Consider the following 23,058-nt stretch of genomic DNA (forward strand, 5'->3'; position numbering starts at 1 on the left):
TTAGTACTTGAGCAGGTTCGCGTCGTCGACGCTCGCGGAGCGCCGAGTCCGGAAGATCGACATGATGATGGCGAGGCCGACCACGACCTCGGCCGCCGCGACCACCATGACGAAGAACGCCATGATCTGACCGTTCAGGTTGCCGTTGATCCGGCTGAACGTGACGAGGGCGAGGTTGGCCGAGTTCAGCATCAGCTCGACGCACATGAAGAGCACGATCGCGTTGCGCCGGATCAGCACGCCCACCGCGCCGATGGTGAAGAGCACCGCCGCGAGGATGACGTAGTAGTCGGGAGTCACTTTTCCGTCCCCTTCGGTGCGGCCTCGGACGAGGTCAGCTCACGCGTGGGCAGGATCTGGGAGTGGACGCCGTCGGTCAGCGTGCCGTCGGGCAGCCGGCCCGGGGTTGCGACCGAGCTGGAGGTGGCGAAGACACCGGGGCCGGGCTTCGGGCCGGGGTAGTTACCGGGCGCGAAACGGGCCTTCATCTGCTCGACCTGCGACAGCCGCTCGCCCTTGCGCCGCTCCACGTGCGCCAGCACCATCGCGCCCACGGCCGCGGTGATCAGCAGCGCCGAGGTGACCTCGAAGGCGAAGACGTACTTGGTGAAGAGCAGCTTGGCGATGCCCTGGACGTTGCCGTTGGCGTTGGCCGCGTCCAGCCCGACCGCAGAGGTGCCCTCCAGCGCCCGGAACAGCCCGGTGCCGATGAGCGCCGCGAAGCCGAGCCCCAGCGCGACCGCGGCGACCCGCTGCCCGCGCAGGGTCTCGATCAGCGAGTCCGACGAGTCCCGGCCGACCAGCATCAGCACGAACAGGAAGAGCATCATGATCGCGCCGGTGTAGACGATGATCTGCACCATCCCGATGAACGGGCCGGCCTGCAGGACGTAGAACACGCCCAGGCAGAGCATGGTCAGCACCAGCCAGAGCGCCGAGTGGACGGCGTTGCGCGCCCACACCATGCCGATCGCGCCCAGCAGCGCCAGCGGGGCGAGGATCCAGAAGGTCACCGCCTCGCCGGTGGAGACCGCGCCGCCCGCGGCGAGCACCGTCTGCGCCGTCGTCATTTCCCGTCTCCCGTCGCGCCGGAGCCGTCCACCGTGGCGGTCTCGGACCAGGGCGCCCGCTCGGCGCCGGCCGACGTGCCCGGGTTGATCAGCGCACCGACGTAGTAGTCCTTCTCCGTGTCACCGAGCCGCATCGGGTGCGGCGGCTGCTCCATGCCGGGCAGCAGCGGCGCGAGCAGCTGCTCCTTCGTGAAGATCAGATCCTGCCGGGAGTCGCGCGCCAGCTCGTACTCGTTGCTCATCGTGAGCGACCGCGTCGGGCACGCCTCGATGCAGAGGCCGCAGAAGATGCAACGGGCGTAGTTGATCTGGTACACGCTGGCGTACCGCTCGCCCGGCGAGAAGCGCTGCTCCTCGGTGTTGTCGCCACCCTCGACGTAGATGGCGTCGGCCGGGCACGCCCACGCGCACAGCTCGCAGCCGATGCACTTCTCCAGCCCGTCGGGGTGCCGGTTGAGGATGTGCCGGCCGTGGTAGCGGGGGGCCGACACCGGCGGCTTGAACGGGTAGTCGGTGGTGATGACCTTCCGGAACATGTGGGAGAAGGTCACGCCGAAGCCCTTGACGGATCCGAACGCCATCTCACACCTCCTTCTCGTCCGAGTTGGCCGGACCGGTCTCGTCGGTCGCGGCGCCGCCGCCCGCCATCGCGGGCTGCCGCTCGGCCACGTCCCGGCGCGTCCGGGGGCTCGGCGGCACCTGCAGGTCCAGCGGCGGGACCGGGTAGCTCCCCTTCGGCCGCCGCGCGAGCTGCTCCTCGAGGTTCGGCGCCGGCGCCGGCGTCCGGGACGGCCAGAGCAGGGTGATCAGCAGTACGGCGAGGATCAGCGCACCGATGATCGTGTAGCGGGTGCCGTCGTCGGTGGCCTTGTTCTGGAGGGTCTTGATGCCGGCGAGCGCCAGGATCCACACCAGGTTGACCGGGATCAGCACCTTCCAGCCGAAGCGCATGAACTGGTCGTAGCGCAGTCGGGGCAGCGTGGCCCGCAGCCAGATGAAGCCGAAGAGCAGCACCAGCACCTTGGCGAAGAACCAGAGCATCGGCCACCAGCCCTGGTTGAACATCCCGTCGTTGATCGCCGAGATCGGCCATGGCGCCCGCCAGCCGCCGAGGAACAGCGTCGTGCAGACCGCCGAAACCGTGATCATGTTGATGTACTCGGCGAGGAAGAACATCGCGAACTTGAACGACGAGTACTCGGTGTGGAAGCCACCGACCAGCTCGGACTCGGCCTCGGGAAGGTCGAAGGGGGCCCGGTTGGTCTCACCCACCGCCGAGATCGCGTAGATGATGAAGCTCGGCAGCAGCAGCACGGCGTACCAGCCCGGCGCGGTGAACTCCAGGCCGAGGAGGTTCACCGGGTTGCCGTTCGCCTGCGCGCGCACGATCTCGGAGGTCGACATCGTGCCGGCGGTCATGAAGACCGCGACGAAGGAGAGGCCCATCGCGACCTCGTACGAGATCATCTGGGCGCTGGAGCGCAGACCGCCGAGCAGCGGGTAGGTCGAGCCGGAGGCCCAGCCGGCGAGCACGATGCCGTAGATCGCCATGCCGCCGCACGCCAGCACCAGCAGCACGGCCACCGAGGTGTCGGTGAGCTGCAGCGGGGTGCGCTCCCCGAAGATCGACACCATCGGGCCGAACGGGATCACCGAGAACGCGGTGAACGCGCAGACCGCCGAGATGACCGGGGCCAGGAAGTAGACCACCTTGTCCGCGGTCAGCGGGATGATCTCCTCCTTGAACGGCAGCTTCAGACCGTCCGTGAGCGACTGCAGCCAGCCGTTCGGCCCGACCTGGTTGGGGCCGGGCCGCTGCGCCATCCGCGCGACGACCTTGCGCTCGTAGTTGATCGTGAAGAGCGTCAGCAGGAGCAGCATCGCGAAGACGCCGACGACCTTCAGCAGAACCAGCCACCAGACGTCGTGGCCGAAGTCCTGCAGAGTCGGGCTCTGCGCCAGGAATGTCATCGCGCACCTTCCGCGTTCAGCAGCGGGCCGGGCTCGCCGGCGGCGTCGGCCGTGACCGGGGTGCCCGCGGAGATCCGGACGACCGCGCCGGACGTCACGCCGAGGCTGCGCCGGACCGTCGAACCGGGAGAGTTGGTCGGCAGCCACACCACGCCCTCGGGCATGTCGGTGATCGCCGCCGGCAGGGTCAGCCCACCGCGCCCGGTGGCGACGGTGACGGCCTCGCCGTCCGCGACCCCGAGCGCGTCCGCCGTACCCTTCGCCAGCCGAACCACCGGCAGCCGCGCGGTGCCGGCGAGGTGTTCGTCCCCGTCGGTCAGGGTGCCGAGGTCGATGAGGTGGTGCCAGGTCGCCAGCACCGCCTCGCCGTCGCCGGCCGCCGCGACGGCGACCGGCGCGACCGCCGGCGCGGCCGGGCGCTCGGCGCGGGTCGCCGGCAGGGTGCCCAGCTCGCGGCGGACACCGTTGACGTCGGCGGTGCCGAGCGCCACACCCAGCTGCGCGGCGAGCGCGTCGAGGATCCGGCCGTCGTTCATCGCCGTCGTCGTGAGCACCGCCTCGAAGGTCCGCAGCCGGCCCTCCCAGTCGACGAAGCTGCCGGCCTTCTCCACCACCGGCGCGACCGGCAGCACCACGTCGGCCCGGCGGCTCACGGCGCTGTGCCGGAGCTCCAGGCTGACCAGGAACGGCACCGCGTCGAGCGCCTCCTCGGCGCGACGCGGGTCGGCCAGGTCGGCCGGGTCCACGCCGGCGACGACCAGCGCGCCCAGCCGCCCCTCGGCGGCCGCCGCGATGATCCCGTCGGTGTCCCGACCGGGACGGCTCGGGATGACCCCGGCCTCGAGGTCCCAGGCGCCGGCCAGCTCCGCGCGGGCCACCGCGTCGCCGACCGGCCGGGCGCCGGGCAGCAGGTTGGGCAGGCAGCCGGCGTCGACCGCGCCCCGGTCGCCCGCGCGCCGCGGCACCCAGGCCAGCTTCGCGCCGGTGCGGTCGGCCAGCGCGGCGGCCGCCGAGAGTCCACCGGGGACACTCGCGAGCCGCTCACCGACCAGCAGGACGGCGCCCTCGGCGCGCAGCGCCTCGGCCACCGCCGCGTCGTCGGCGAGCACCCGGGCCTCGTCGCCGGGGACCGCGGTCACCAGCGTCGCGCCGAGCTTCTCCAGGCCGCGGGTCACGAACGGCGCGACCGCGAGGACCGGGCGGCGCTTCTTCGTGTACGCCTTGCGCAGCCGCAGGAAGAGGATCGGGACCTCCTCCTCCGGCTCCAGCCCCACGATCACCACCGCCGGGGCGTTCTCGACGTCGGCGTACGTGACGTCGATGTTGCCGGCAACGCGGGCCGCCAGGAACTCGGTCTCCTCGGCGGAGACCGGCCGGGCGCGGAAGTCGATGTCGTTGGTGCCGAGCGCGACCCGGGCGAACTTCGCGTACGCGTACGCGTCCTCGACGGTGAGCCGGCCGCCGGTGAGCACCCCGACGCCCTGGCCGTCGCGCGCGGCGCGCAGCCCCTCGGCGGCCACCGCGAGCGCCTCGCTCCAGGACGCCTCGCGCAGCTCACCGGTCTGCGCGTCCCGGACCAGCGGGTTCGTCATCCGGTCGAACGCCGTGGCGTACCGGAAACCCCACCGCCCCTTGTCGCAGTTCCACTCCTCGTTGACCTGCGGGTCGTCGCCGGCGAGCCGCCGCAGCACCTTGCCCCGCCGGTGGTCGGTGCGCATGTCGCAGCCGGCCGAGCAGTGCTCGCAGACGCTCGGCGTGGAGACCAGGTCGAACGGGCGGGCCCGGAAGCGGTACTGCGCGCCGGTGAGCGCGCCCACCGGGCAGATCTGCACGGTGTTGCCGGAGAAGTACGAGTTGAACGGGACGTCACCCGGCCCGTCGGACTCGCCGCCGTAGAACTCGTCGCGGTAGACGTTGATCTGCTCGCCGGACGAGCGGTCCATCAGGTCGATGAACTTGTCACCGGCGATCTCCTCCGAGAACCGGGTGCACCGCTGGCAGAGCACGCAGCGCTCGCGGTCCAGCAGGACCTGCGAGGAGATGGCGACCGGCTTCTCGTACTCCCGCTTGTGCTCGTGGAACCGCGAGTCGGTCCGGCCGGTCGACATCGCCTGGTTCTGCAGCGGGCACTCACCGCCCTTGTCGCACATCGGGCAGTCGAGCGGGTGGTTGATCAGGAGGAGCTCCATCACCCCCTCCTGGGCCTTCTTGGCCACCGGGGAGGTGAGCTGGGTCCGGACCACCATGCCGTCGGCGACGGTCTGGGTGCACGACGCGACCGGCTTGCGCTGGCCCTCGACCTCGACGAGGCACTGCCGGCACGCGCCGGCCGGAGCGAGCAGCGGATGGTCGCAGAAGCGCGGGATCTCGGTCCCCATCTGCTCGGCGACCCGGATGAGCAGCGCACCCTTCGGCGCGGTCACCTCGACGCCGTCGATGGTCAGCGTGACGGTCTCGGCCGCCTTCACTACGTCGGTCATCAGTGCGCTCCCACCAGGGACTTCTCCGACAGCCTCGGCGCGGTCCGACCCTCGATGTAGTCCAGGTAGTCCTGCTTGAAGAACTTCAGCGAGGACGTCACCGAGCTGGTCGCGCCGTCACCGAGGCCGCAGAACGAGCGGCCCAGGATGTTGTCGCAGGTGTCCAGCAGGGTGTCCAGGTCCTCGTGCGTGCCCTGGCCGGAGAGGATCCGGCGGTAGACCCGCACCATCCAGTAGTTGCCCTCGCGGCACGGGGTGCACTTGCCGCAGGACTCGTGGTGGTAGAACTCCAGCCACCGGTAGGTGGCGTAGACCGGGCAGTCCTGGTCGGAGAAGATCTGCGTCGCGGTGGTGCCGAGGATCGAGCCGGCCGCCGCGACGCCCTCGAAGTCCAGCGGCACGTCCAGGTGGTCCGCGGTGAGCAGCGGCGTCGACGACCCGCCCGGCGTCCAGAACCGCAGGTTGTGCCCCGGCTGCATGCCGCCGGCGAGCTCGAGCAGCTCGCGCAGTGTCACGCCCATCGAGCACTCGTACTGGCCCGGGTTGGCCACCCGACCGGAGAGCGAGTAGATCATCGGGCCGGACGACTTCTCCGTGCCCATCGTCTTCCACCAGGCGGCGCCGCCGAGCACGATGTACGGCACGCTCGCGATCGTCCCGACGTTGTTGACCACGGTCGGGCTCGCGTACAGGCCGTGGGTGGCCGGGAACGGCGGTCGCAGCCGCGGCTGGCCGCGGAAGCCCTCCAGCGAGTCGAGCAGCGCGGTCTCCTCGCCGCAGATGTACGCGCCGGCGCCGCTGTGCACCACCAGGTCCAGGTCGAAGCCGGATCCCAGGATGTTGCGCCCCAGGTAGCCCTTGGCGTACGCCTCCTGCACCGCGTTGCGCAGCCGGCGTGCGGCGTGCACCGCCTCACCCCGGATGTAGATGAACGCGCGGTTGGCCCGGATCGCGTACGACGCGATGATGACGCCCTCGACCAGCGAGTGCGGGTCGTGCGTCATCAGCGGCAGGTCCTTGCAGGTGCCCGGCTCGCCCTCGTCGGCGTTGACCACCAGGTAGTGCGGCTTCCCGTCGTTCTGCGGGATGAAGCCCCACTTCAGACCGGTCGGGAAGCCCGCGCCGCCGCGGCCGCGCAGCCCCGAGTCCTTCACCAGCTGGATCAGGTCGTCGGGGTGCACGGCGAGCGCCTTGCGCAGCGCGGCGTACCCGTCGAGCTGCTCGTAGACGTCCATGCGCCAGGCGTCCGGCGACAGCCAGCGCTTCGTGAGAACCGGGGTCAGCTTCTCCAGCGTCTCCCGTCGAGGCTGTGTCACTTCTCTGCCTCCTTCAGCGAGCGCTCCCGCTGCCCCGCGTTGTCACCGGCGGGCTTGGCGTCGCTCGCCGGCTTGTTGGCGGCCACGCCGGCCGCCTCCGCGGACTTCGCCGACCCGGCCGGCGCGGTGCCACCGTCCTTGGTCGCGATCGGCGTGTTCGGGTCGAAGCCCGCCACCGTGATCCCGTTTTGCTGCGCGAGCCGCAGGCCGCGCAGCGTCGAGTCGCCCGCCGGCCCGTCGGCGACCGCGCCCTCGCGGGGGTCGGCGAAGCCGGCGAGCTGCAGCGACATCTCCTTGAGCGTGCAGAGCCGGGCGCCGCGGGTCGGCATCGGCCGGCCGCCGGCGCGCAGCTCGTCGACGACCCCGACGGCGCTGTCCGGGTCGACCTTGTCGAAGAAGTCGTAGTTGACCGTCATCACCGGGCCGTAGTCGCACGCGGCCAGGCACTCGGCGTGCTCCAGCGTGATCGTGCCGTCCGCGGTGGTCTCGTCGTGCCCCACCCCGAGGTGCTCGGAGAGGGTGTCGTAGACCTGCTGGCCGCCGAGCACGTTGCACATGGTGTTGGTGCAGACGCTCACCAGGTAGTCGCCGGTCGGTCGGCGCTTGTACATCGTGTAGAACGTGGCGACCGCGCCGACCTGCGCCTTGTTCAGGCCGAGCATGTCCGCGCAGAACTCGACGCCCGCCGGGGAGACATAGCCCTCCTCGGACTGCACGAGGTGCAGCAGCGGCAGCAGCGCCGAGCGCGAGCGGTCGGCCGGGTAGCGCGCGATGACCTCGCGCGCCCGCTGCCGTGTCTCTTCAGAGAAGCCCATCAGCGATCACACCCACCCATCACGGGGTCCAGCGAGGCGCCACCGGCGATCACGTCGGCCAGCAGGGCGCCCTCGGCCATCGCGGGGATGGCCTGCAGGTTGACGAAGCTCGGCTCGCGGTAGTGCACGCGGTACGGGCGGGTGCCGCCGTCGGAGACCGCGTGCACGCCCAGCTCGCCGCGGGGCGCCTCGATCGCGACGTACACCTGGCCCGGCGGGACCCGGAAGCCCTCGGTGACGAGCTTGAAGTGGTGGATCAGCGACTCCATCGACTGACCCATGATCTTCGCGACGTGCTCGAGCGAGTTGCCCATGCCGTCGACGCCGATCGCGAGCTGCGCCGGCCAGGCGACCTTCTTGTCGGCCACCATGATCGGACCGGGCTTCAGCCGGTCGAGCGCCTGCTCCACCAGCTTCATCGACTCGCGGATCTCGGCGAGCCGGACCAGGTAGCGGCCCCACACGTCGGCGGTGGTCGCGGTCGGCACGTCGAACTCGTAGGTCTCGTAGCCGCAGTACGGCATCGTCTTGCGCAGGTCCCAGGCGAGACCCGCCGAGCGCAGCACCGGCCCGGTGATGCCGAGCGCCATGCAGCCGGTCACGTCGAGCACCGCGACGTTCTGCGTGCGGTCCTTCCAGATGATCTGGCCGCTGAGCATGTCCTCGTACTCTTTGAGGCGCTTCGGCAGGTAGACGAGGAACTCGCGGATCTTCTTGACCGCCTCGTCCGGCACGTCCTGCGCGACGCCGCCCGGCCGCACGTACGCCATGTTCATCCGCAGACCCGAGCAGAGCTCGAAGATCTCCAGAATGTACTCACGCTCGCGGAAGCCGTAGAGCATCATCGAGATCGCGCCGAGCTCCATGCCGGTCGTGGCGAGCCAGACCAGGTGCGAGGAGATCCGGTTGAGCTCCATCATGAGCACCCGGATCGTCGTCGCCCGCTCGGTGATCTGGTCCTCGATGCCGAGCAGCTTCTCCACGGCCAGCGCGTACGCGGTCTCGTTGAAGATCGGCGCGAGGTAGTCCATCCGGGTCACGAACGTCGTGCCCTGCACCCAGTTGCGGTACTCGAGATTCTTCTCGATGCCGGTGTGCAGGTAGCCGACGACCGGCCGCGCCTCGCGGACCGTCTCGCCCTCCAACTCCAGCACCAGCCGCAGCACGCCGTGCGTCGACGGGTGCTGCGGGCCCATGTTGACGACGATGCGCTCGTCCATCGGGTCGGTGCCGCTCACCACCGAGTCCCAGTCACCGCCGGTGACCGTGAAGACCTTGCCCTCGGTGGTCTCGCGCTCCTGCGCGTAGCCCGGGTTGGTGGAAGTGCTCACTGGTAGCTCCTCCGCTGATCTGGCGGCGGGATCTCCGCGCCCTTGTACTCGACCGGCACGCCGCCGAGCGGGTAGTCCTTGCGCTGCGGGTGGCCCTCCCAGTCGTCCGGCATGAGGATCCGGGTCAGGGCGGGGTGACCGTCGAAGATGACGCCGAACATGTCGTACGTCTCCCGCTCCTGCCAGTCGGCGGTCGGGTAGACGCTGGTCACGCTCGGCACGTGCGGGTCGTCGGCGGTGACCGCGACCTCCAGCCGCACCCGACGCCGATAGGTCATCGAGGCGAGGTGGTACGTCACGTGCAGCCGGCGCTCGTCGGAGCCGAGGTAGTCGACGCCCGAGACCGAGGAGCAGAGTTCGAAGCGGAGCGACTCGTCGTCCCGCATCACCTGGCACACCTCGGCGATCTTCTCCCGACGGATGTGCAGGGTGAGCTCGCCGCGGTCCACCACGACCCGCTCGACCGCGTCCGCGAAGCCCGGGTACGCCTCCTCGAGCGCGTCGTGGACCTCGTCGAAGTAGCTGCCGAACGGCCGCGGGCTGTCGGCCACCGCCGGGCGGCGGCGCACCAGCCCGCCGAAGCCGGAGGTGTCGCCGGAGCCCTGGATGCCGAACATGCCGCGCCCGGCCGGGCTGGCCGGCGGGTACTCGGCGGGGGCGCCGCTGGTGGCGCCGACGGGCGGCGCCGAGGCCGGCACGCCGGCGCCCGGCTTCTCGCTGGGCACCGCGTTCTGCGGCGACAGAGTGCTGTCGCGATCACTCACCGCTGGCTCCCCTGAAGGTGGTTCTGCGCCTTCATCCAGTTCTCGATCCGCAGCTGCTCCTCGCGTCCCTCGCGGACCGCCTGCTCCCACTCGGCCCGGCGCTTCTTGTCCGAGCGGTAGGAGGAGGGCATCGCGCCGGGCGCGACGACCGGCACGTCGCCGCGGGCGACGCGGGCCTCGAGCATCTTGCGGCCGTTGGGGCCGAGCGGCTGCACCATGACCTTCTCGCGCAGCTTGAGGATCGCGTCGATCAGCATCTCCGGCCGCGGCGGGCAGCCCGGCAGGTACATGTCGACCGGGACAATGTGGTCGACGCCCTGCACGATCGCGTAGTTGTTGAACATGCCGCCGGAGGAGGCGCAGACGCCCATCGAGATGACCGAGCGCGGCTCCGGCATCTGGTCGTAGATCTGGCGCACGACCGGCGCCATCTTCTGGCTCACCCGGCCGGCCACGATCATCAGGTCCGCCTGCCGCGGCGAGGCCCGGAACACCTCCATGCCCCAGCGGCCGAGGTCGTAGTGGGGCGTGCCCGCGGCCATCATCTCGATCGCGCAGCAGGCCAGGCCGAAGGTGGCACCCCAGAACGACGACTTACGCGCCCAGTTGGAGAGCTTCTCGACCGAAGTGAGCAGGATGCCGCTCGGCAGTTTCTCCTCGATACCCATGGCGAACCCTCAGTCCCAGTCCAGACCGCCGCGTCGCCATACGTAGGCGTACGCGATGAATACGGTGCCGATGAAGAGGAGCATCTCGACGAACCCGAACAGGCCCAGCGCGTTGAACGACACCGCCCACGGGTAGAGGAAGATGACCTCGATGTCGAAGATGATGAAGAGCATCGCGGTGAGATAGAACTTGATCGGGAAACGCCCGCCACCAATCGGCTGCGGCGTAGGCTCAATCCCACACTCGTACGCCTCGAGCTTCGCCCGGTTGTAGCGCTTCGGCCCCACGATCGGCGCGATCGCCACGGAGAAGAGCGAGAAGAGCGCACCCAGGACCAGCAGTCCCACGATGGGCACCCACGCGGAGAGTGACACCGTCTCCTCCTGCCGTTCTACCAGTTGATCAGAATCACACTATTCGCATTGAGAACCGCTGCGCCCACCGGGGTGGCTCACACGGCGGGCGTCACCTTGGTCATCGCGTTGATGACCCGATCCATGGCGTCGCCGCCGCGCGGGTCGGTGAGGTTGGCGAGCAATTTGAGCACGAATCGCATCAGGGTGGGGTGCGGCATGCCGTGCTTCGTCGCAATCCGCATGATCTGCGGGTTGCCGATGAGCTTCACGAAGATCCCGCCGAGTCGGTAGTACCCGCCGTAGCGGGCCTTCAGCTCGGTCGGATACTGCTGCAGCGCCCGCTCCCGGTCCGGGCCGGCCGGACGGGCAAGCGCCTGCACCGCGATCTCGGCGGCCAGTTCGCCGGACTCCATCGCGTACGGGATGCCCTCGCCGTTGAACGGGTTGACCATGCCCCCGGAGTCCCCGACGAGCAGCACGCCCCGGGTGTAGTGCGGAACCCGGTTGAAGCCCATCGGCAGCGCCGCGCCGAGGATCGGGCCCTCCGCGTTCGCCTCGTCGTTCAGTCCCCACTCGGGCGGGGTGTTGGCGAGCCAGTCGGTGAGCATCCGGCGGTAGTTGGTCTTGCCGTACGCGGCGGACGAGTTGAGCACCCCGAGGCCGACGTTGACGCGGCCGTCGCCGAGCCCGAAGAGCCAGCCGTAGCCGGGCAGCAGGTTGTCGCCGGCCTCCCGGCTGCGCAGCTCCAACCACGACTCGAGGTAGTTGTCGTCGTGCCGCGCCGGCGACTTGTAGTAGCGCCGGACCGCGACACCCATCGGCCGGTCCTCGCGCTTGGCCAGGCCGAGCGCGAGCGGGAACCGGCCGGAGACACCGTCGGCGGCGACGACGAGCGGCGCGTGGAAGGTGACGGGTTCCTTCTCCGGGCCGACCTCGGCCGACACCCCGACGACCCGGCCGTCGTCGCCGAGCACCGGGCCGACGACGGTGGTGTTGGTGTGCAGCACGGCCCCGGCCTCGACCGCGCGCCGGGCGAGCAGGTCGTCGAAGTCGAGTCGGGTGCGGACGAGTCCGTAGTTGGGGAAGCTCGCCAGCTCCGGCCAGTCCAATTCGAGCCGTACGCCGCCGCCGATCACCCGCAGGCCACGGTTGGGCAGCCACCCCGCCTCGGGCGACGTGTCCACACCCATCTTGATGAGCTGCTTGACGGCGCGCGGGGTCAGGCCGTCGCCGCAGACCTTCTCGCGCGGAAACTGCGTCTTCTCCAGCAGCAGCACGCGCACGCCGTGCCGGGCCAGGTGGTAGGCGGCGGCCGAACCGCCGGGACCGGCGCCGACGACGATGACGTCGGCTTCGTGGTCGCTCACGGCCACCTCCACTTCCCGTCCTCAAGGCTCGTGAAATGCTTCACAAGCAAGGTCCGGGGAGGAGTCTAAATCCGCGACCGCCCAACGGCCCGGTTAGGTGGACCTAACTGGACGAGGTGGGGGCCATCTGGCCCGGGATCGTCGGCCGCTGCAACGGCGCGGACTCCGGCATCCGGTCCCGGTAGGCACCGCCGGTCACCCGGTCCAACTCCGCCAGCACGTCGGTCACGACCTGCCGTACGGCCGGATCGTGCGCGGCGAGCGCGCGAATCCGCGCGATCAGCTCGGCGGTGTCCTCCGCGTCGCGCGTCGCGTCCCTGGTCTGGTTCTCGTCGCCGTCGAACGGCGCCTGCTCCCCCGTCATGCGGGCAGCTTACGCGCGCAAAGTGGACTAATAACCCACAATCGCTTACTTGCGTACGGCCCGGTGCAGCGCCACGATCCCGCCGGTCAGGTTCCGCCACGCCACCGAACCCCAACCGGACGCGCCGACGCGCTCGGCCAGCGCCGCCTGGTCCGGCCACTCCCGGATGGACTCTGCAAGGTAGACGTACGCGTCCGGGTTGCTCGACACCGCACGGGCCACCGCGGGCAGCGAACGCATCAGGTACGACAGGTAGACCGTGCGGAACGCGGGGTTGGTCGGACGGCTGAACTCGCAGACCACCAGGCGCCCGCCGGGCCGCGTCACCCGCGCCAGCTCACGCAGCGCCGCCTCGGTGTCCACCACGTTGCGCAGCGCGAACGAGATGGTCACGGCGTCGAAGGTGGCGTCCGGGAACGGCAGCGCCAGGGCGTCGCCGGCGAGCAGCGGGACGTGCGGGCGCGCCCGTCGCCCGGCCTGCAGCATGCCGATCGACAGGTCGAGCCCGACCGCGCGGGCCCCCGAGTGGCCCAGTTCGGCCGTGGAGACCCCCGTGCCGGCGCCGACGTCGAGCACCCGGTCGCCGGGGTTCAGGGCGAGCGCCTGCCGCGTCGCCCGTCGCCATCCGCGGTCCTGCCCGAACGACAGCACGGTGTTCGTCAGGTCGTAGCGGTCCGCCACGCCGTCGAACATCGCGGCGACCTCGTGCGGCTGCTTCTCCAGGCTGGCGCGGTGCCCGCGCGATCTCCCGCTCACCCCGAATACTCTGCCAGCCGCCCACCAACCAGGTCGGCGCGGGTCCGACGACAAGATCGCCCTCTTCCCCGGCCCGGACACGGCGAGGGCGGAGTGGTGAGCCACCCCGCCCTCGCCGCCGTGCGTTATGTGTACGGCCCACTCGGACCGCTGGAGGACAACCTCAGTTAAACGTCTTCTCGTCGCCGGGGGTCACCAGGACGACCCGACGCCGACGGGCGAGCATAAGCAGCACGCCGCCGATGGCCAGGGCCGCCACGCCGATGCCACCGATCAGCCCGGCCTGGACGCCGGCCGACTAACGGGTGATCACTTCGCGTCGACGAGCGGCAACTGCCGGCCCGCGCCGCCGCCCGGCAACGCGATCGACGAGAAGTGCGAGACGATCCGCTCGTCGCTCGGGTCCTCGTCGGGCGTCCGGTGCACGGCCAGGTGGCGGTAGAGGGTGTCGCGCTGCGCGGGGATGCGATCCGCGCTGCGGATCATCCAGATCAGCTCCTGCAGGTTGGAGCGGTGCCGGGCGCCCGCCGAGGAGATGACGTTCTCCTCCAGCATGATCGAGCCGAGGTCGTCCACACCCATGTGCAGCGCCAGCTGGCCGACGTCCTTGCCGGTGGTCAGCCACGACGCCTGCAGGTGATCAATCTTGTCGAAGAAGAGCCGGGCCACCGCGATCAGCCGCAGATACTCCAGCGTCGTCGCCTGGGTGCGGCCCTTCAGGTGGTTGTTCTCCGGCTGGTACGTCCACGGGATGAAGGCGCGGAAGCCGCCGGTGCGGTCCTGCACGTCGCGGATCATCCGCATGTGCTCGATCCGCTCGGCGTTCGTCTCCCCCGTACCCATCATCATGGTCGCGGTGGATTCCACGCCGAGCCGGTGCGCGAGCTCCATGACCTCCAGCCACCGCGCGCCCGACTCCTTCAGCGGGGCGATCGCCTTGCGCGGCCGGTCCGGCAGCATCTCCGCGCCGGCGCCGGCGATCGAGTCCAGGCCGGCGGCCTTGATCCGGGTGATCGCGTCCTCCAGGCTGACGCCGGAGACCTTCGCCATGTGCAGGATCTCGCTCGGCCCGATGGAGTGGATCACCAGGTCCGGGTAGGCGGCCTTGACCGACGAGAACAGCTCCTCGTAGTACTCCACGCCGTAGTCCGGGTGGTGCCCGCCCTGCAACATCACCTGCGTCGCGCCGAGCTCGACCGCCTCGCCGCACCGCCGCAGGATCTCCTCCATCGGGTGCGTCCAGCCCTCGGCGTGCTTCGGCGCCCGGTAGAAGGCGCAGAACTTGCAGGCCGTCACGCAGACATTCGTGTAGTTGATGTTGCGGTCGATCAGGTACGTGACGATGTTGTCGGGGTAGCGCCGGCGGCGCACCGCGTCCGCCGCCTCGGCGAGGGCGTGGAACGGCGCGTCGGTGTAGAGCAGCAGCGCCTCCTCGGGCGTGATCCGCCCGCCGTCCGCGCCGCGCTGCAGGATGCTGTCGATCTCCCGGCTCTCAGTCACGCCCTTGAGCGTACGTCCCGTTCCCGACGACCCGACGCTCGTGTCCGTTCCTTGTGACGAGACCGGCTGGTCGCGCCCCTTCCCGCGATCAAGGACTCGGCAGCGCGTCCGACGCCCTCCCACGCCGCCAATCCCTTGATCGACCGTGCGCCGGCCACCCGTGACCGATACGCCCGTCGAAGCAGGGTCAGGCGTCGTAGTCGATGACCACGCGGTCCGTCGTCGGGGTGGCCTGGCAGGTGAGGACGTAGCCGGCGGCCAGCTCGTCCGGTTCCAGGGCGTAGTTGCGGGCCATCGAGACCTCGCCCTCGACGACCTTGGCCTTGCAGGTCGAGCAGACGCCGCCCTTGCAGGCGTACGGCAGCTCGGGCCGGACCCGCAGCGCGGCGTCGAGCACCCGCTCGTCCGGGCCCATCCGCAGCCCCGACGCCCGCCCGTCCAGCATGATCGTGACGTCGGCGCCGGCCGCCGGGGCGGTCGCGGGCCGGGGCGGGGGCGGCGTGGCGTCGACGTGGAACAGCTCGGTGTGCACCGCCTGCTCGGGGACGCCGCGGGCGGCGAGCACCTCGCGGGCGTCGGTGACCATGCCGTACGGGCCGCAGAGGAACCACTCGTCGATCTGCGCGCCGGGCACGACGCTGTCCAGCAGCCGGCCGAGCCGGTCGGCGTCGATCCGGCCGGAGAGCAGCCACGACTCGCCGGGCTCCCGGGAGAGCACGTGCAGCAGGTGCAGCCGCTCCCGGTACCGGTCCTTCAGGTCGGCGAGCTCCTCGGCGAACATCACGCTGCGGGCCGTGCGGTTGCCGTACACCAGGGTGAAGGTGCTGTCGGGCTCCACGGCCAGGGCCGTCGCGACCAGCGCGAGCACCGGCGTGATGCCGGATCCGGCGACGACCGCGCCGTAGTGCCGCGTGCGGGCGGGGTCGAAGTCGGTGGTGAAGTGCCCCAGCGGCGGCATGACCTCGACGGTCTCGCCGGCCGCGAGCGCCGCGCAGGCGAAGCTCGAGAACGCGCCCCCCGGCACCTCCCGCACGCCGATGCGCAGCCGGCCCCGCTCGGCCAGCTCCGTCGGCGTGGAGCAGATCGAGTACGAGCGCCGCACGTCCTCCCCGCTGTCCGGGTCGACCCGGCGCACGGTCAGGTGCTGGCCGGCCTTGAAGGCGAAGACCGCGCGCAGCTCGGCCGGCACGGCGAAGGTGATCGCGACCGCGTCGTCGGTCAACCGGTCCACGGCGTCCACAGGCAGCGCGTGGAAGCTCGGCCGCCGCCGCGCGGGGCGGGTGATGGTGACTGTCACAGTGCCTTCACATGGTCGAAGGGTTCACGGCAGGACCGGCAGCGCCACAGGGACTTGCAGGCGGTCGAGCCGAAGCGGCTGAGCTGCTCGGTCTCGGCGGACCCGCAGCGCGGGCAGCGCACGCCCAGCGCGAGCGGCACCGCGCCGCGGCGCGCGGACGGCCCGGGCGGGGCGATGCCGGCGGCCGCCAGCTTCGCCCGCCCCGACTCGGAGATCCAGTCGGTGCTCCAGGCCGGCGCGTAGACGGTGACCACCTCGGCGTCGGGGTGGCCGGCGGCGTACAGCGCGCGGCGGATGTCGGCGCGGATCACGTCCATCGCCGGGCAGCCGGTGTAGGTCGGCGTGATCGTCACGGTCACCCGGCCGGTGGTCGAGTCTACGTCGACGTCGCGCAGGACGCCGAGCTCGTCGATGGTGATCACCCGGATCTCCGGATCCACCACCGCGGCCACGGCCTCCCTCGCATTCACCAGGTCGCTCCCGGGTGGGCGCGGTGCAGCACCTGCATCTCGGCCAGCAGGTAGGACAGGTGCTCCGTGTGGACCCCGTCCCGGCCGCCGGTTGGGCCCCACGCGTCGGCCGGCCGGGTCAGCGTCGCCTCGGCGAGCACCCGTTCCACCGTCGCCAGCCATGGTCCGCGCAGCGTGGCCGGATCGACGGGCGCGCGCTCATCGGCGGCGAAGAGCTCATCGGTGTACGGCCACAGCTCGTCGACCGCCGCCTGCATCCGCCGGTGCGACTCGGCGGTGCCGTCGCCGAGCCGAATCGTCCAGAGCGAGCTGTGATCGACGTGGTACGCGGTCTCGTTGCGGGCCTTGCCGGCGATCGCCGCAAGCCGCTCGTCGCCGCACTCGGAGAGCGCGGCGTAGAGCGGCAGTTGGTACGCGGAGAGGAAGAGCAGCTTCGCGATCGTGACGGCGAAGTCGCCGTTGGGCAGCTCGACGAGGAGCGCGTTGCGGAACTCCCGGTCGCCCCGCAGGTACGCCAGTGCGTCCTCGTCCCGGCCGGCCCCCTCCAACTCCCCCGCGTACGACAGCAGCAGCCGGGCCGCGCCGAGTTGGTCGAGGGCGATGTTGGCCAGCGCCACGTCCTCTTCCATCTCCGGCGCGGCGGCGTACCACTCGGCGAGCCGCTGCGAGGAGATCAACGCGTCGTCGGCGAGCCCGAGGACGTACTCGAACGTCGCGGTCACAGGTGCGCCACCCCGTCCGGGACCTGGTAGAAGGTCGGGTGCCGGTACACCTTGTCCGCCGCCGGCTCGAAGAAGGCGTCCTTCTCGTCCGGGCTGGACGCGGTGATCCCGGCGGCCGGCACGACCCAGATCGAGACACCCTCCTGACGGCGGGTGTAGAGGTCGCGGGCGTTGCGCAGCGCCATCGCCGCGTCCGGGGCGCGCAGGCTGCCGACGTGGGTGTGCGACAGCCCGCGCCGGGCCCGCACGAAGACCTCCCACAGCGGCCAACTGACGTCACTCATGCGGCGGCCTCCTGCCGTACCCGGTCTTTCGCCGCGTAGGCCGCGGCCGCCTCCCGCACCCAGGCGCCCTCGCGGTGCGCGCGGCGGCGGTGTTCGATCCGCTGCCGGTTGCACGGGCCGTCGCCCTTGATCACCCGCATCAGCTCGTCGTAGTCGGGCTGGGTGTAGTCGTACGCCTGGCGCTGCTCGTTCCAGCGCAGGTCCGGGTCGGGCAGCGTCAGGCCCAGGATCTCGGCCTGCTGCACGCACATGTCGACGAAGCGCTGCCGCAGCTCGTCATTGGAGAACCGCTTGATCTTCCACGCCATCGACTGCTCGGAGTGCGTGGAGGCGGTGTCCGGCGGGCCGAACATGGCCAGCGACGGATACCACCAGCGGTCGATCGCGTCCTGGGCCATCGCCTTCTGCGCCGGGGTGCCGTGCGACAGCGTGTGCAGGATCTCGTAGCCCTGCCGCTGGTGGAACGACTCCTCCTTGCAGATCCGGATCATCGCCCGCGCGTAGGGGCCGTACGAGCAGCGGCAGAGCGGGACCTGATTCACGATCGCCGCGCCGTCCACCAGCCAGCCGATCGCGCCGACGTCCGCCCAGGTCAGGGTCGGGTAGTTGAAGATCGAGCTGTACTTCTGCCGCCCTTCGAGCAGCATCTGGACGAGCTCGTCCCGGCTCACGCCGAGGGTTTCCGCGGCGGCGTACAGGTAGAGGCCGTGCCCCGCCTCGTCCTGGACCTTCGCGAGCAGGATCGCCTTGCGCTTCAGCGACGGCGCCCGCGTGATCCAGTTGCCCTCCGGCTGCATCCCGATGATCTCGGAGTGGGCGTGCTGGGCGATCTGACGGATCAGCGTCTTCCGGTACGCCTCGGGCATCCAGTCCCGCGGCTCGATCTTCTGGTCCGCCTCGATCACGGCGGTGAAGTAGTCCCGCAGGGTCGCCTCGTCGGCGCCCTGCCGGCCGGCGGCGCCCGCCAGCCCGCGCTCAGCGGCGTCCCGCAGCGCCGCCTCGGCCGCCTCGACCTCACCGAGAAGGCCACCGTCCGGGCCCGGGAAATCATTGCCGTACACGAGATAAGTGTTACAGCCACACCACCCCCAAGCCAAGACCTGTAACACAACTCCCCGAAATACCTGCACCCCCTCAACCCCGTCGATCTTGCAGTTGTGGCCCATCTTCCGTACGTATTTGCCCCCTTTTGTCGGGGCCCAATGTGCAAGATCGACGAGGAGAGGCGGCGCGGTGCCGGCACGGGGTCGTTATCCACAGGTGGGGGCTTGTCCACAGGTTGGCCTGGTGCGGGTGGCGTGGGGACGGGGCGGCGGTGATGCTGCGGCGGCATGGAGAGGGAGCTGCTACGGGGGCGGGACGCGCCCAGTCGCCGGAGGTTGCGCGGCGGGGTGGAGCGCGCCGAACTCCACCGTCTCACCCGCGGTGTCTACGCCGACGGACCGACCGGGTCAGGGTGGTGCGCCGAGGACGAGACGCTACGTGCGATGTTCTTACGGCTGCCGCCGCAGGCGCTGCTCGGTCGGCAGAGCGCGGCGCGGCGCCTGGGCTTCGGGGTGCTGCGTCCGGCCGGGATCCACGTCGTGTTGCCGCCGGAGGTCGCGCGTCCGCGTATCCCGGGAGTCGTGGTGCATCACGAGGTCCTGCCCGTGACCGCGCCCGTGCTCGTACGCGGCGTCCCGTGTGTGCCGCCGGCCCACTGCGCGATAGATCTCGCGCGGACGGTGCGGCGCGCCGACGCGCTGCCGGTGCTGGATGCGGTGCTCCGAGCCGGGCTGTGTGACATGGACGAGTTGCTCGCCGAGGTGGCACGACATCAGGCGCTCCGTGGGGTGCGGCAGGCGCGCGAGCTGGTTCCGCTGGCGGACGCCCGCGCCGAATGCCGGCAGGAGAGCCAGCTTCGGCTGGTGCTCATCGACGGCAAGTTGCCCCCGCCGGAGCCGCAGATCTGGGTGACCGACAGTACGGCGTCAAGCGTTACCGGATCGACCTCGGCTATCGCGAGCGGCGGGTCGGTGTGGAGTACGACGGCGTTTCGCACCTCGATCGCGACCGGCTACGCACGATCGTGATCGCTCCAACTGGTTGGCCTGCAACGGCTGGACGATGCGCCACTTCACGGACCGCGACCTGTACCACCGCCCCGCCCACATCGTCGCCACGATCCGCACCCTCCTCCGCCCCTAACGCCCGCCGATCTTGCAGTTACGGCCGGGATATTCACCGTGAATCAGGACATATCCAGGGCCATAACTGCAAGATCGCGGGAGAGTGGGGGGGGGGGGGGGGGGGGGGGGGGGGGGGGGGGTGGGGGGGGTTAGGCGGCGAAGAAGGTGGGGCCGGGTGGGGGGAGGGCGGGGGCGGCGTTGAGGGCGGCGGCGCGGCGCGCGAACTCGCGGAGGCCGGCGATCTGGCGCTCGCCGAGGGAGAAGTCCAGCTTCCGGAAGTACGTCGCCAGCGTCTCGGCGTCGAAGGGTTCCCACCGGGCGGCGGCGGCCGCCACCTCGTCCAGCTCCGACAGGCACAGGTCACGGGAGCGCAGGAACGCCTCGTGCACCTCCTTGACCTGACCCGGGTGGGCGGCCGCGAAGTCGCGCCGCACCGCCCAGACCGCGAAGACCATCGGCAGCCCGGTCCACTCCCGCCAGGCCTGCCCGAGGTCGGTGACCGTCAGGCCCCGGCGCGGCGCCTCGTAGAGGGCGCGCAGCGCCACGTCGCCGATCAGCACCCCGGCGTCGGCCTCCAACAGCATCTGCGTCAGGTCCGGCGGGCAGCGGAAGTAGTCGGGGCGGGCCCCGTACCGCTCGGCGAGCAGCATCTGGGCGAGCAGCACGCCCGTCCGCGAGGTGGAGCCGAGCGCGACGCGCTTGCCGTCCAGTTCCGGCAGCGGGAGCGTCGAGACCACGTTCACCGACAGCACCGGCCCGTCGCTGCCGACGGCCAGGTCCGGCAGGAGCAGCAGCTCGTCGGCGTGCCGCAGGTATTCGACGTGGGAGATCGGACCGATGTCGAGGTCACCGGCGACCAGCGCGGCGCCGAGCCGTTCCGGTGAGTCCTTGTGCAGGTCCACGTCGATCAGGGCGCCGGAGCGCATCAGGCCCCAGTAGATCGGCAGGCAGTTGAGGAACTGGATGTGCCCGACCCGGGGTCGCCGGAGTGCACTCTCGGTCATGATCCCCACCGTAACCACCGCCCGCGGCGGCCGCGCGGCGGGTCACCGAACAGTGGTCGATCCCGCACCCGCCGCCGAAAACTCCGTCGCCGCCGGGGTCGCCGGCACGTAGCATCGAACGTTCGCGCTGCACGCGCGTCCCTCTCCCGAACCGGGCACAGCCGGCACCGCGCTGACGGAGCGCCGGGCGGCCCTGGTCATCGATCACGCACACGCGCCGGAAGGTACGTCGGATGACCCTGCCCGCCCACCAGACGATCACCGAAGACGATCTCGACGCCCAGCTCGCCGCCGAGCGGGCCCACCTGGACGCCTCCCGGGCGGCGCTGCGCCGGATGCGCGAGCACGCGGAGGCGCTCTTCTCGACCGGTCACACAGTGGCCGGCGACGCGTACACCGCGGAGGCGCTGGGCCGCCAGATGGCCCGCCGGATCGCCGAGCTCGCCGACGATCCGGACACCCCGCTGTTCTTCGGCCGCCTCGACCTTCGCCCCGAGCAAGATCTGCGTGATCAGGGGGCGGGGAGCACGACACGCCGCCACGACACGAATCCACTCCCTGATCACGCGGATCATGCGGAACGGGCGCGGTTTCATATTGGGCGGCGGCATGTGGGGGACGCGGCGGGGGAACCGATGGTGTTGGACTGGCGGGCGCCGCTGTCCCGGGCGTTCTACCGGGCCAGCGTGCGGGATCCGCAGGGGGTGGTCTCGCGGCGGCGGTTCGGGTTCAGCGGTGGGACGCTGACCAGCTTCGAGGACGAACACCTGGATCGGGGCGAGGAGCTGGGGACCGGGTCACGGATCCTGACCGCGGAGATCGAACGCCCCCGCGTCGGCCCGATGCGTGACATCGTCGCGACCATCCAGCCCGAGCAGGACGAACTGGTCCGCGCCGAGCTGGACACCTCGATCTGCGTGCAGGGCGCGCCGGGGACCGGCAAGACCGCGGTCGGCCTGCACCGCGCCGCGTACCTGCTCTATCAGCATCGGGAGCGGCTGCGCCGCGCCGGCGTGCTGATCGTCGGCCCCAACCGGGCGTTCCTGTCGTACATCGCCGCGGTGCTGCCGGCGCTCGGCGAGGTCGAGGTCGCGCAGACGACCGTGGAGGACCTGATCGCGCGGGTGCCGGTGCGCGCCACCGACGACCCGGCGACGGCGAGCGTCAAACACGATCCGCGGATGGCGGAGGTGCTGCGGCGGGCGCTCGACGCCCGCATCGGACGCCCGGCCGAGTCGATCGTGCTCCCGGACGGGTCGTTCCGGTGGCGCGTCGGCGCCGAGGCGCTGGCCCGGGTGGTCGACGAGGTACGGCGCGAGGGGCTGCCCCACGCCACCGGCCGGGAGCGGGTGCGGGCGCGCGTGCTGGCGCTGCTGCAGCGGCAGGCGGAGGCGCGGCGGGCGGAATCCCCCAGCGACGCCTGGCTGCGCCGGGTGGCGCGGTCGAAGCCGGTCACCGCGTTCCTCGACGAGGTCTGGCCCGCCGTCACGCCCGAGGCGCTGGTCTTCGGGGTGCTCTGCGATCCCGAACCGGCCGCCGGCGACCTGTTCAGCCCTCAGGAGCGTGCGCTGCTGCGCTGGCCGAAGCCGCCGCGCTCGCCGAAGACGGCCCGGTGGACCGCGGCCGACGCCGTGCTGATCGACGAGGCCGCCGGGCTGATCGAACGCCCGCCGGGCTTCGGGCACGTGATCGTCGACGAGGCGCAGGACCTGTCGCCGATGCAGTGCCGGGCGATCGCCCGGCGCAGCGAGCACGGGTCGATCACGCTCCTCGGCGACCTGGCGCAGGGCACCGCGCCGTGGGCCGCCACCGACTGGCGCGACTCGCTCGCGCACCTCGGCAAGCCGGACGCCGCCGTGGTCCCGCTGACCGTCGGGTTCCGGGTGCCCGGCGCGGTGATGGCGCTCGCCAACCGGCTGCTGCCGGCGCTCGCCGTCGACGTGCCGCCGGGCGTGTCGCTGCGGGCCGACGGGACGCTCGAGCTGCGTACCGTGACCGACACCGACGCCGCGACGGTCACCGAGGTCCGCGCGGCGCTCGGCCACGACGGCTCGGTGGCGGTGATCGCCGCGGACGCGGCGATCGAGCGGCTGCGCGCGGCGCTGCGCGCAGCCGGGATCGAGACCGCGACCGCCGAGCAGGTCGGTGCCGCGGGGCGGGTCACGGTGGTCCCGGCGACCCTGGTCAAGGGCCTCGAGTACGACCACGTGGTGGTCGTCGAGCCGGCCGAGATCGTGGCCGCGGAGCCCCGCGGGCTGCACCGGCTCTACGTGGTGCTCACCCGGGCCGTCTCCCGGCTCTCCGTGCTGCACGCCACCCCGCTGCCGGCGCCGCTGGGCTGACCTGCCCCGTCG

Annotated in this window: 23 protein-coding genes and 1 pseudogene; 2 read left to right on the top strand and 22 right to left on the bottom strand. The window is 71.3% G+C overall.

Translation table 11 applies throughout. The features are described from left to right. From nuoK to paaA, 21 genes and pseudogenes are all read right to left on the bottom strand, one after another. Positions 1 to 300: an NADH-quinone oxidoreductase subunit NuoK gene (nuoK, locus tag BLW47_RS21445; RefSeq protein WP_091561127.1), complete on the bottom strand. Its 300-nt coding sequence runs from the start codon at positions 298 to 300 to the stop codon at positions 1 to 3. Further along, on the bottom strand, positions 297 to 1,070 hold the full coding sequence (locus BLW47_RS21450; protein WP_091561130.1) for an NADH-quinone oxidoreductase subunit J: 774 nt from the start codon (positions 1,068 to 1,070) through the stop codon (positions 297 to 299). Before BLW47_RS21450 ends, nuoK begins: the two co-directional genes overlap by 4 nt. After that, positions 1,067 to 1,651: an NADH-quinone oxidoreductase subunit NuoI gene (nuoI, locus tag BLW47_RS21455; RefSeq protein ID WP_091561134.1), complete on the bottom strand. Its 585-nt coding sequence runs from the start codon at positions 1,649 to 1,651 to the stop codon at positions 1,067 to 1,069. Before nuoI ends, BLW47_RS21450 begins: the two co-directional genes overlap by 4 nt. Position 1,652: 1 nt before the next feature. Further along, complete coding sequence (gene nuoH / locus BLW47_RS21460; RefSeq protein ID WP_091561138.1) at positions 1,653 to 3,041, bottom strand: NADH-quinone oxidoreductase subunit NuoH; 1,389 nt, start codon at positions 3,039 to 3,041, stop codon at positions 1,653 to 1,655. Next, positions 3,038 to 5,521 (bottom strand): NADH-quinone oxidoreductase subunit G, encoded by a 2,484-nt coding sequence (locus BLW47_RS21465; RefSeq protein ID WP_091561141.1) that lies wholly within the window; start codon positions 5,519 to 5,521, stop codon positions 3,038 to 3,040. The genes nuoH and BLW47_RS21465 overlap by 4 nt, the downstream gene beginning before the upstream one ends. Continuing rightward, positions 5,521 to 6,837: an NADH-quinone oxidoreductase subunit NuoF gene (nuoF, locus tag BLW47_RS21470; RefSeq protein WP_091561144.1), complete on the bottom strand. Its 1,317-nt coding sequence runs from the start codon at positions 6,835 to 6,837 to the stop codon at positions 5,521 to 5,523. The genes BLW47_RS21465 and nuoF overlap by 1 nt, the downstream gene beginning before the upstream one ends. Further along, complete coding sequence (nuoE, locus tag BLW47_RS21475; protein WP_091561148.1) at positions 6,834 to 7,655, bottom strand: NADH-quinone oxidoreductase subunit NuoE; 822 nt, start codon at positions 7,653 to 7,655, stop codon at positions 6,834 to 6,836. The genes nuoF and nuoE overlap by 4 nt, the downstream gene beginning before the upstream one ends. Then, complete coding sequence (locus BLW47_RS21480) at positions 7,652 to 8,983, bottom strand: NADH-quinone oxidoreductase subunit D (protein ID WP_091561151.1); 1,332 nt, start codon at positions 8,981 to 8,983, stop codon at positions 7,652 to 7,654. Before BLW47_RS21480 ends, nuoE begins: the two co-directional genes overlap by 4 nt. After that, positions 8,980 to 9,708: an NADH-quinone oxidoreductase subunit C gene (locus tag BLW47_RS21485; protein ID WP_091561373.1), complete on the bottom strand. Its 729-nt coding sequence runs from the start codon at positions 9,706 to 9,708 to the stop codon at positions 8,980 to 8,982. Before BLW47_RS21485 ends, BLW47_RS21480 begins: the two co-directional genes overlap by 4 nt. Before the next feature lie 35 nt (positions 9,709 to 9,743). Next, positions 9,744 to 10,415 (bottom strand): NuoB/complex I 20 kDa subunit family protein, encoded by a 672-nt coding sequence (locus BLW47_RS21490; RefSeq protein ID WP_091561155.1) that lies wholly within the window; start codon positions 10,413 to 10,415, stop codon positions 9,744 to 9,746. A gap of 9 nt (positions 10,416 to 10,424) precedes the next feature. After that, a complete protein-coding gene (locus BLW47_RS21495) occupies positions 10,425 to 10,790 on the bottom strand; it encodes an NADH-quinone oxidoreductase subunit A (protein ID WP_091561161.1) in 366 nt (121 codons plus the stop codon). Between the two features lie 77 nt (positions 10,791 to 10,867). Beyond that, positions 10,868 to 12,139: a geranylgeranyl reductase family protein gene (locus BLW47_RS21500; protein ID WP_425435429.1), complete on the bottom strand. Its 1,272-nt coding sequence runs from the start codon at positions 12,137 to 12,139 to the stop codon at positions 10,868 to 10,870. A 103-nt stretch (positions 12,140 to 12,242) separates the two neighbouring features. After that, complete coding sequence (locus tag BLW47_RS21505; protein ID WP_245736876.1) at positions 12,243 to 12,503, bottom strand: hypothetical protein; 261 nt, start codon at positions 12,501 to 12,503, stop codon at positions 12,243 to 12,245. A 45-nt stretch (positions 12,504 to 12,548) separates the two neighbouring features. Continuing rightward, positions 12,549 to 13,259, bottom strand: coding sequence for a demethylmenaquinone methyltransferase (locus BLW47_RS21510; RefSeq protein ID WP_091561165.1), 711 nt, complete (start codon positions 13,257 to 13,259; stop codon positions 12,549 to 12,551). A 163-nt stretch (positions 13,260 to 13,422) separates the two neighbouring features. Further along, positions 13,423 to 13,551, bottom strand: a pseudogene (locus tag BLW47_RS25705) (cell wall anchor protein); the annotation flags it as partial. A gap of 17 nt (positions 13,552 to 13,568) precedes the next feature. Further along, positions 13,569 to 14,759 (bottom strand): cyclic dehypoxanthinyl futalosine synthase, encoded by a 1,191-nt coding sequence (gene mqnC, locus BLW47_RS21515; protein ID WP_091561169.1) that lies wholly within the window; start codon positions 14,757 to 14,759, stop codon positions 13,569 to 13,571. A gap of 187 nt (positions 14,760 to 14,946) precedes the next feature. Continuing rightward, positions 14,947 to 16,056 carry a 1,2-phenylacetyl-CoA epoxidase subunit PaaE gene (gene paaE, locus BLW47_RS21520; RefSeq protein WP_091561172.1) on the bottom strand — a complete coding sequence of 370 codons (1,110 nt, stop codon included), beginning with the start codon at positions 16,054 to 16,056 and terminating at the stop codon, positions 14,947 to 14,949. Further along, the gene (gene paaD, locus BLW47_RS21525; RefSeq protein WP_245736906.1) at positions 16,053 to 16,529 is read right to left on the bottom strand and encodes a 1,2-phenylacetyl-CoA epoxidase subunit PaaD; all 477 of its coding nucleotides are present in this window, start codon (positions 16,527 to 16,529) and stop codon (positions 16,053 to 16,055) included. The genes paaE and paaD overlap by 4 nt, the downstream gene beginning before the upstream one ends. Beyond that, a complete protein-coding gene (gene paaC, locus BLW47_RS25710; RefSeq protein WP_091561178.1) occupies positions 16,523 to 17,248 on the bottom strand; it encodes a 1,2-phenylacetyl-CoA epoxidase subunit PaaC in 726 nt (241 codons plus the stop codon). Before paaC ends, paaD begins: the two co-directional genes overlap by 7 nt. Beyond that, positions 17,245 to 17,532 carry a 1,2-phenylacetyl-CoA epoxidase subunit PaaB gene (paaB, locus tag BLW47_RS21535; protein ID WP_091561181.1) on the bottom strand — a complete coding sequence of 96 codons (288 nt, stop codon included), beginning with the start codon at positions 17,530 to 17,532 and terminating at the stop codon, positions 17,245 to 17,247. Before paaB ends, paaC begins: the two co-directional genes overlap by 4 nt. After that, positions 17,529 to 18,593, bottom strand: a complete 1,065-nt coding sequence (gene paaA / locus BLW47_RS21540; protein ID WP_091561183.1) for a 1,2-phenylacetyl-CoA epoxidase subunit PaaA — start codon at positions 18,591 to 18,593, stop codon at positions 17,529 to 17,531. Before paaA ends, paaB begins: the two co-directional genes overlap by 4 nt. 426 nt (positions 18,594 to 19,019) lie before the next feature. Between paaA and BLW47_RS21545 the strand changes: the two genes are divergently transcribed. Further along, complete coding sequence (locus tag BLW47_RS21545; RefSeq protein WP_245736877.1) at positions 19,020 to 19,604, top strand: hypothetical protein; 585 nt, start codon at positions 19,020 to 19,022, stop codon at positions 19,602 to 19,604. Positions 19,605 to 19,849: 245 nt separating this feature from the next. Here the strand turns inward: BLW47_RS21545 and BLW47_RS21550 are convergent, their stop codons facing one another. Next, on the bottom strand, positions 19,850 to 20,704 hold the full coding sequence (locus tag BLW47_RS21550; protein ID WP_091561381.1) for a menaquinone biosynthetic enzyme MqnA/MqnD family protein: 855 nt from the start codon (positions 20,702 to 20,704) through the stop codon (positions 19,850 to 19,852). A 233-nt stretch (positions 20,705 to 20,937) separates the two neighbouring features. On the opposite strand from BLW47_RS21550, the gene BLW47_RS21555 reads away from it, so the two are divergent. Next, positions 20,938 to 23,046 (top strand): HelD family protein, encoded by a 2,109-nt coding sequence (locus BLW47_RS21555; protein ID WP_091561185.1) that lies wholly within the window; start codon positions 20,938 to 20,940, stop codon positions 23,044 to 23,046. The last annotated feature ends 12 nt before the right edge of the window (positions 23,047 to 23,058 follow it).

The organism is Micromonospora pattaloongensis, from assembly GCF_900107255.1.
GTDB lineage: Bacteria > Actinomycetota > Actinomycetes > Mycobacteriales > Micromonosporaceae > Micromonospora_I > Micromonospora_I pattaloongensis.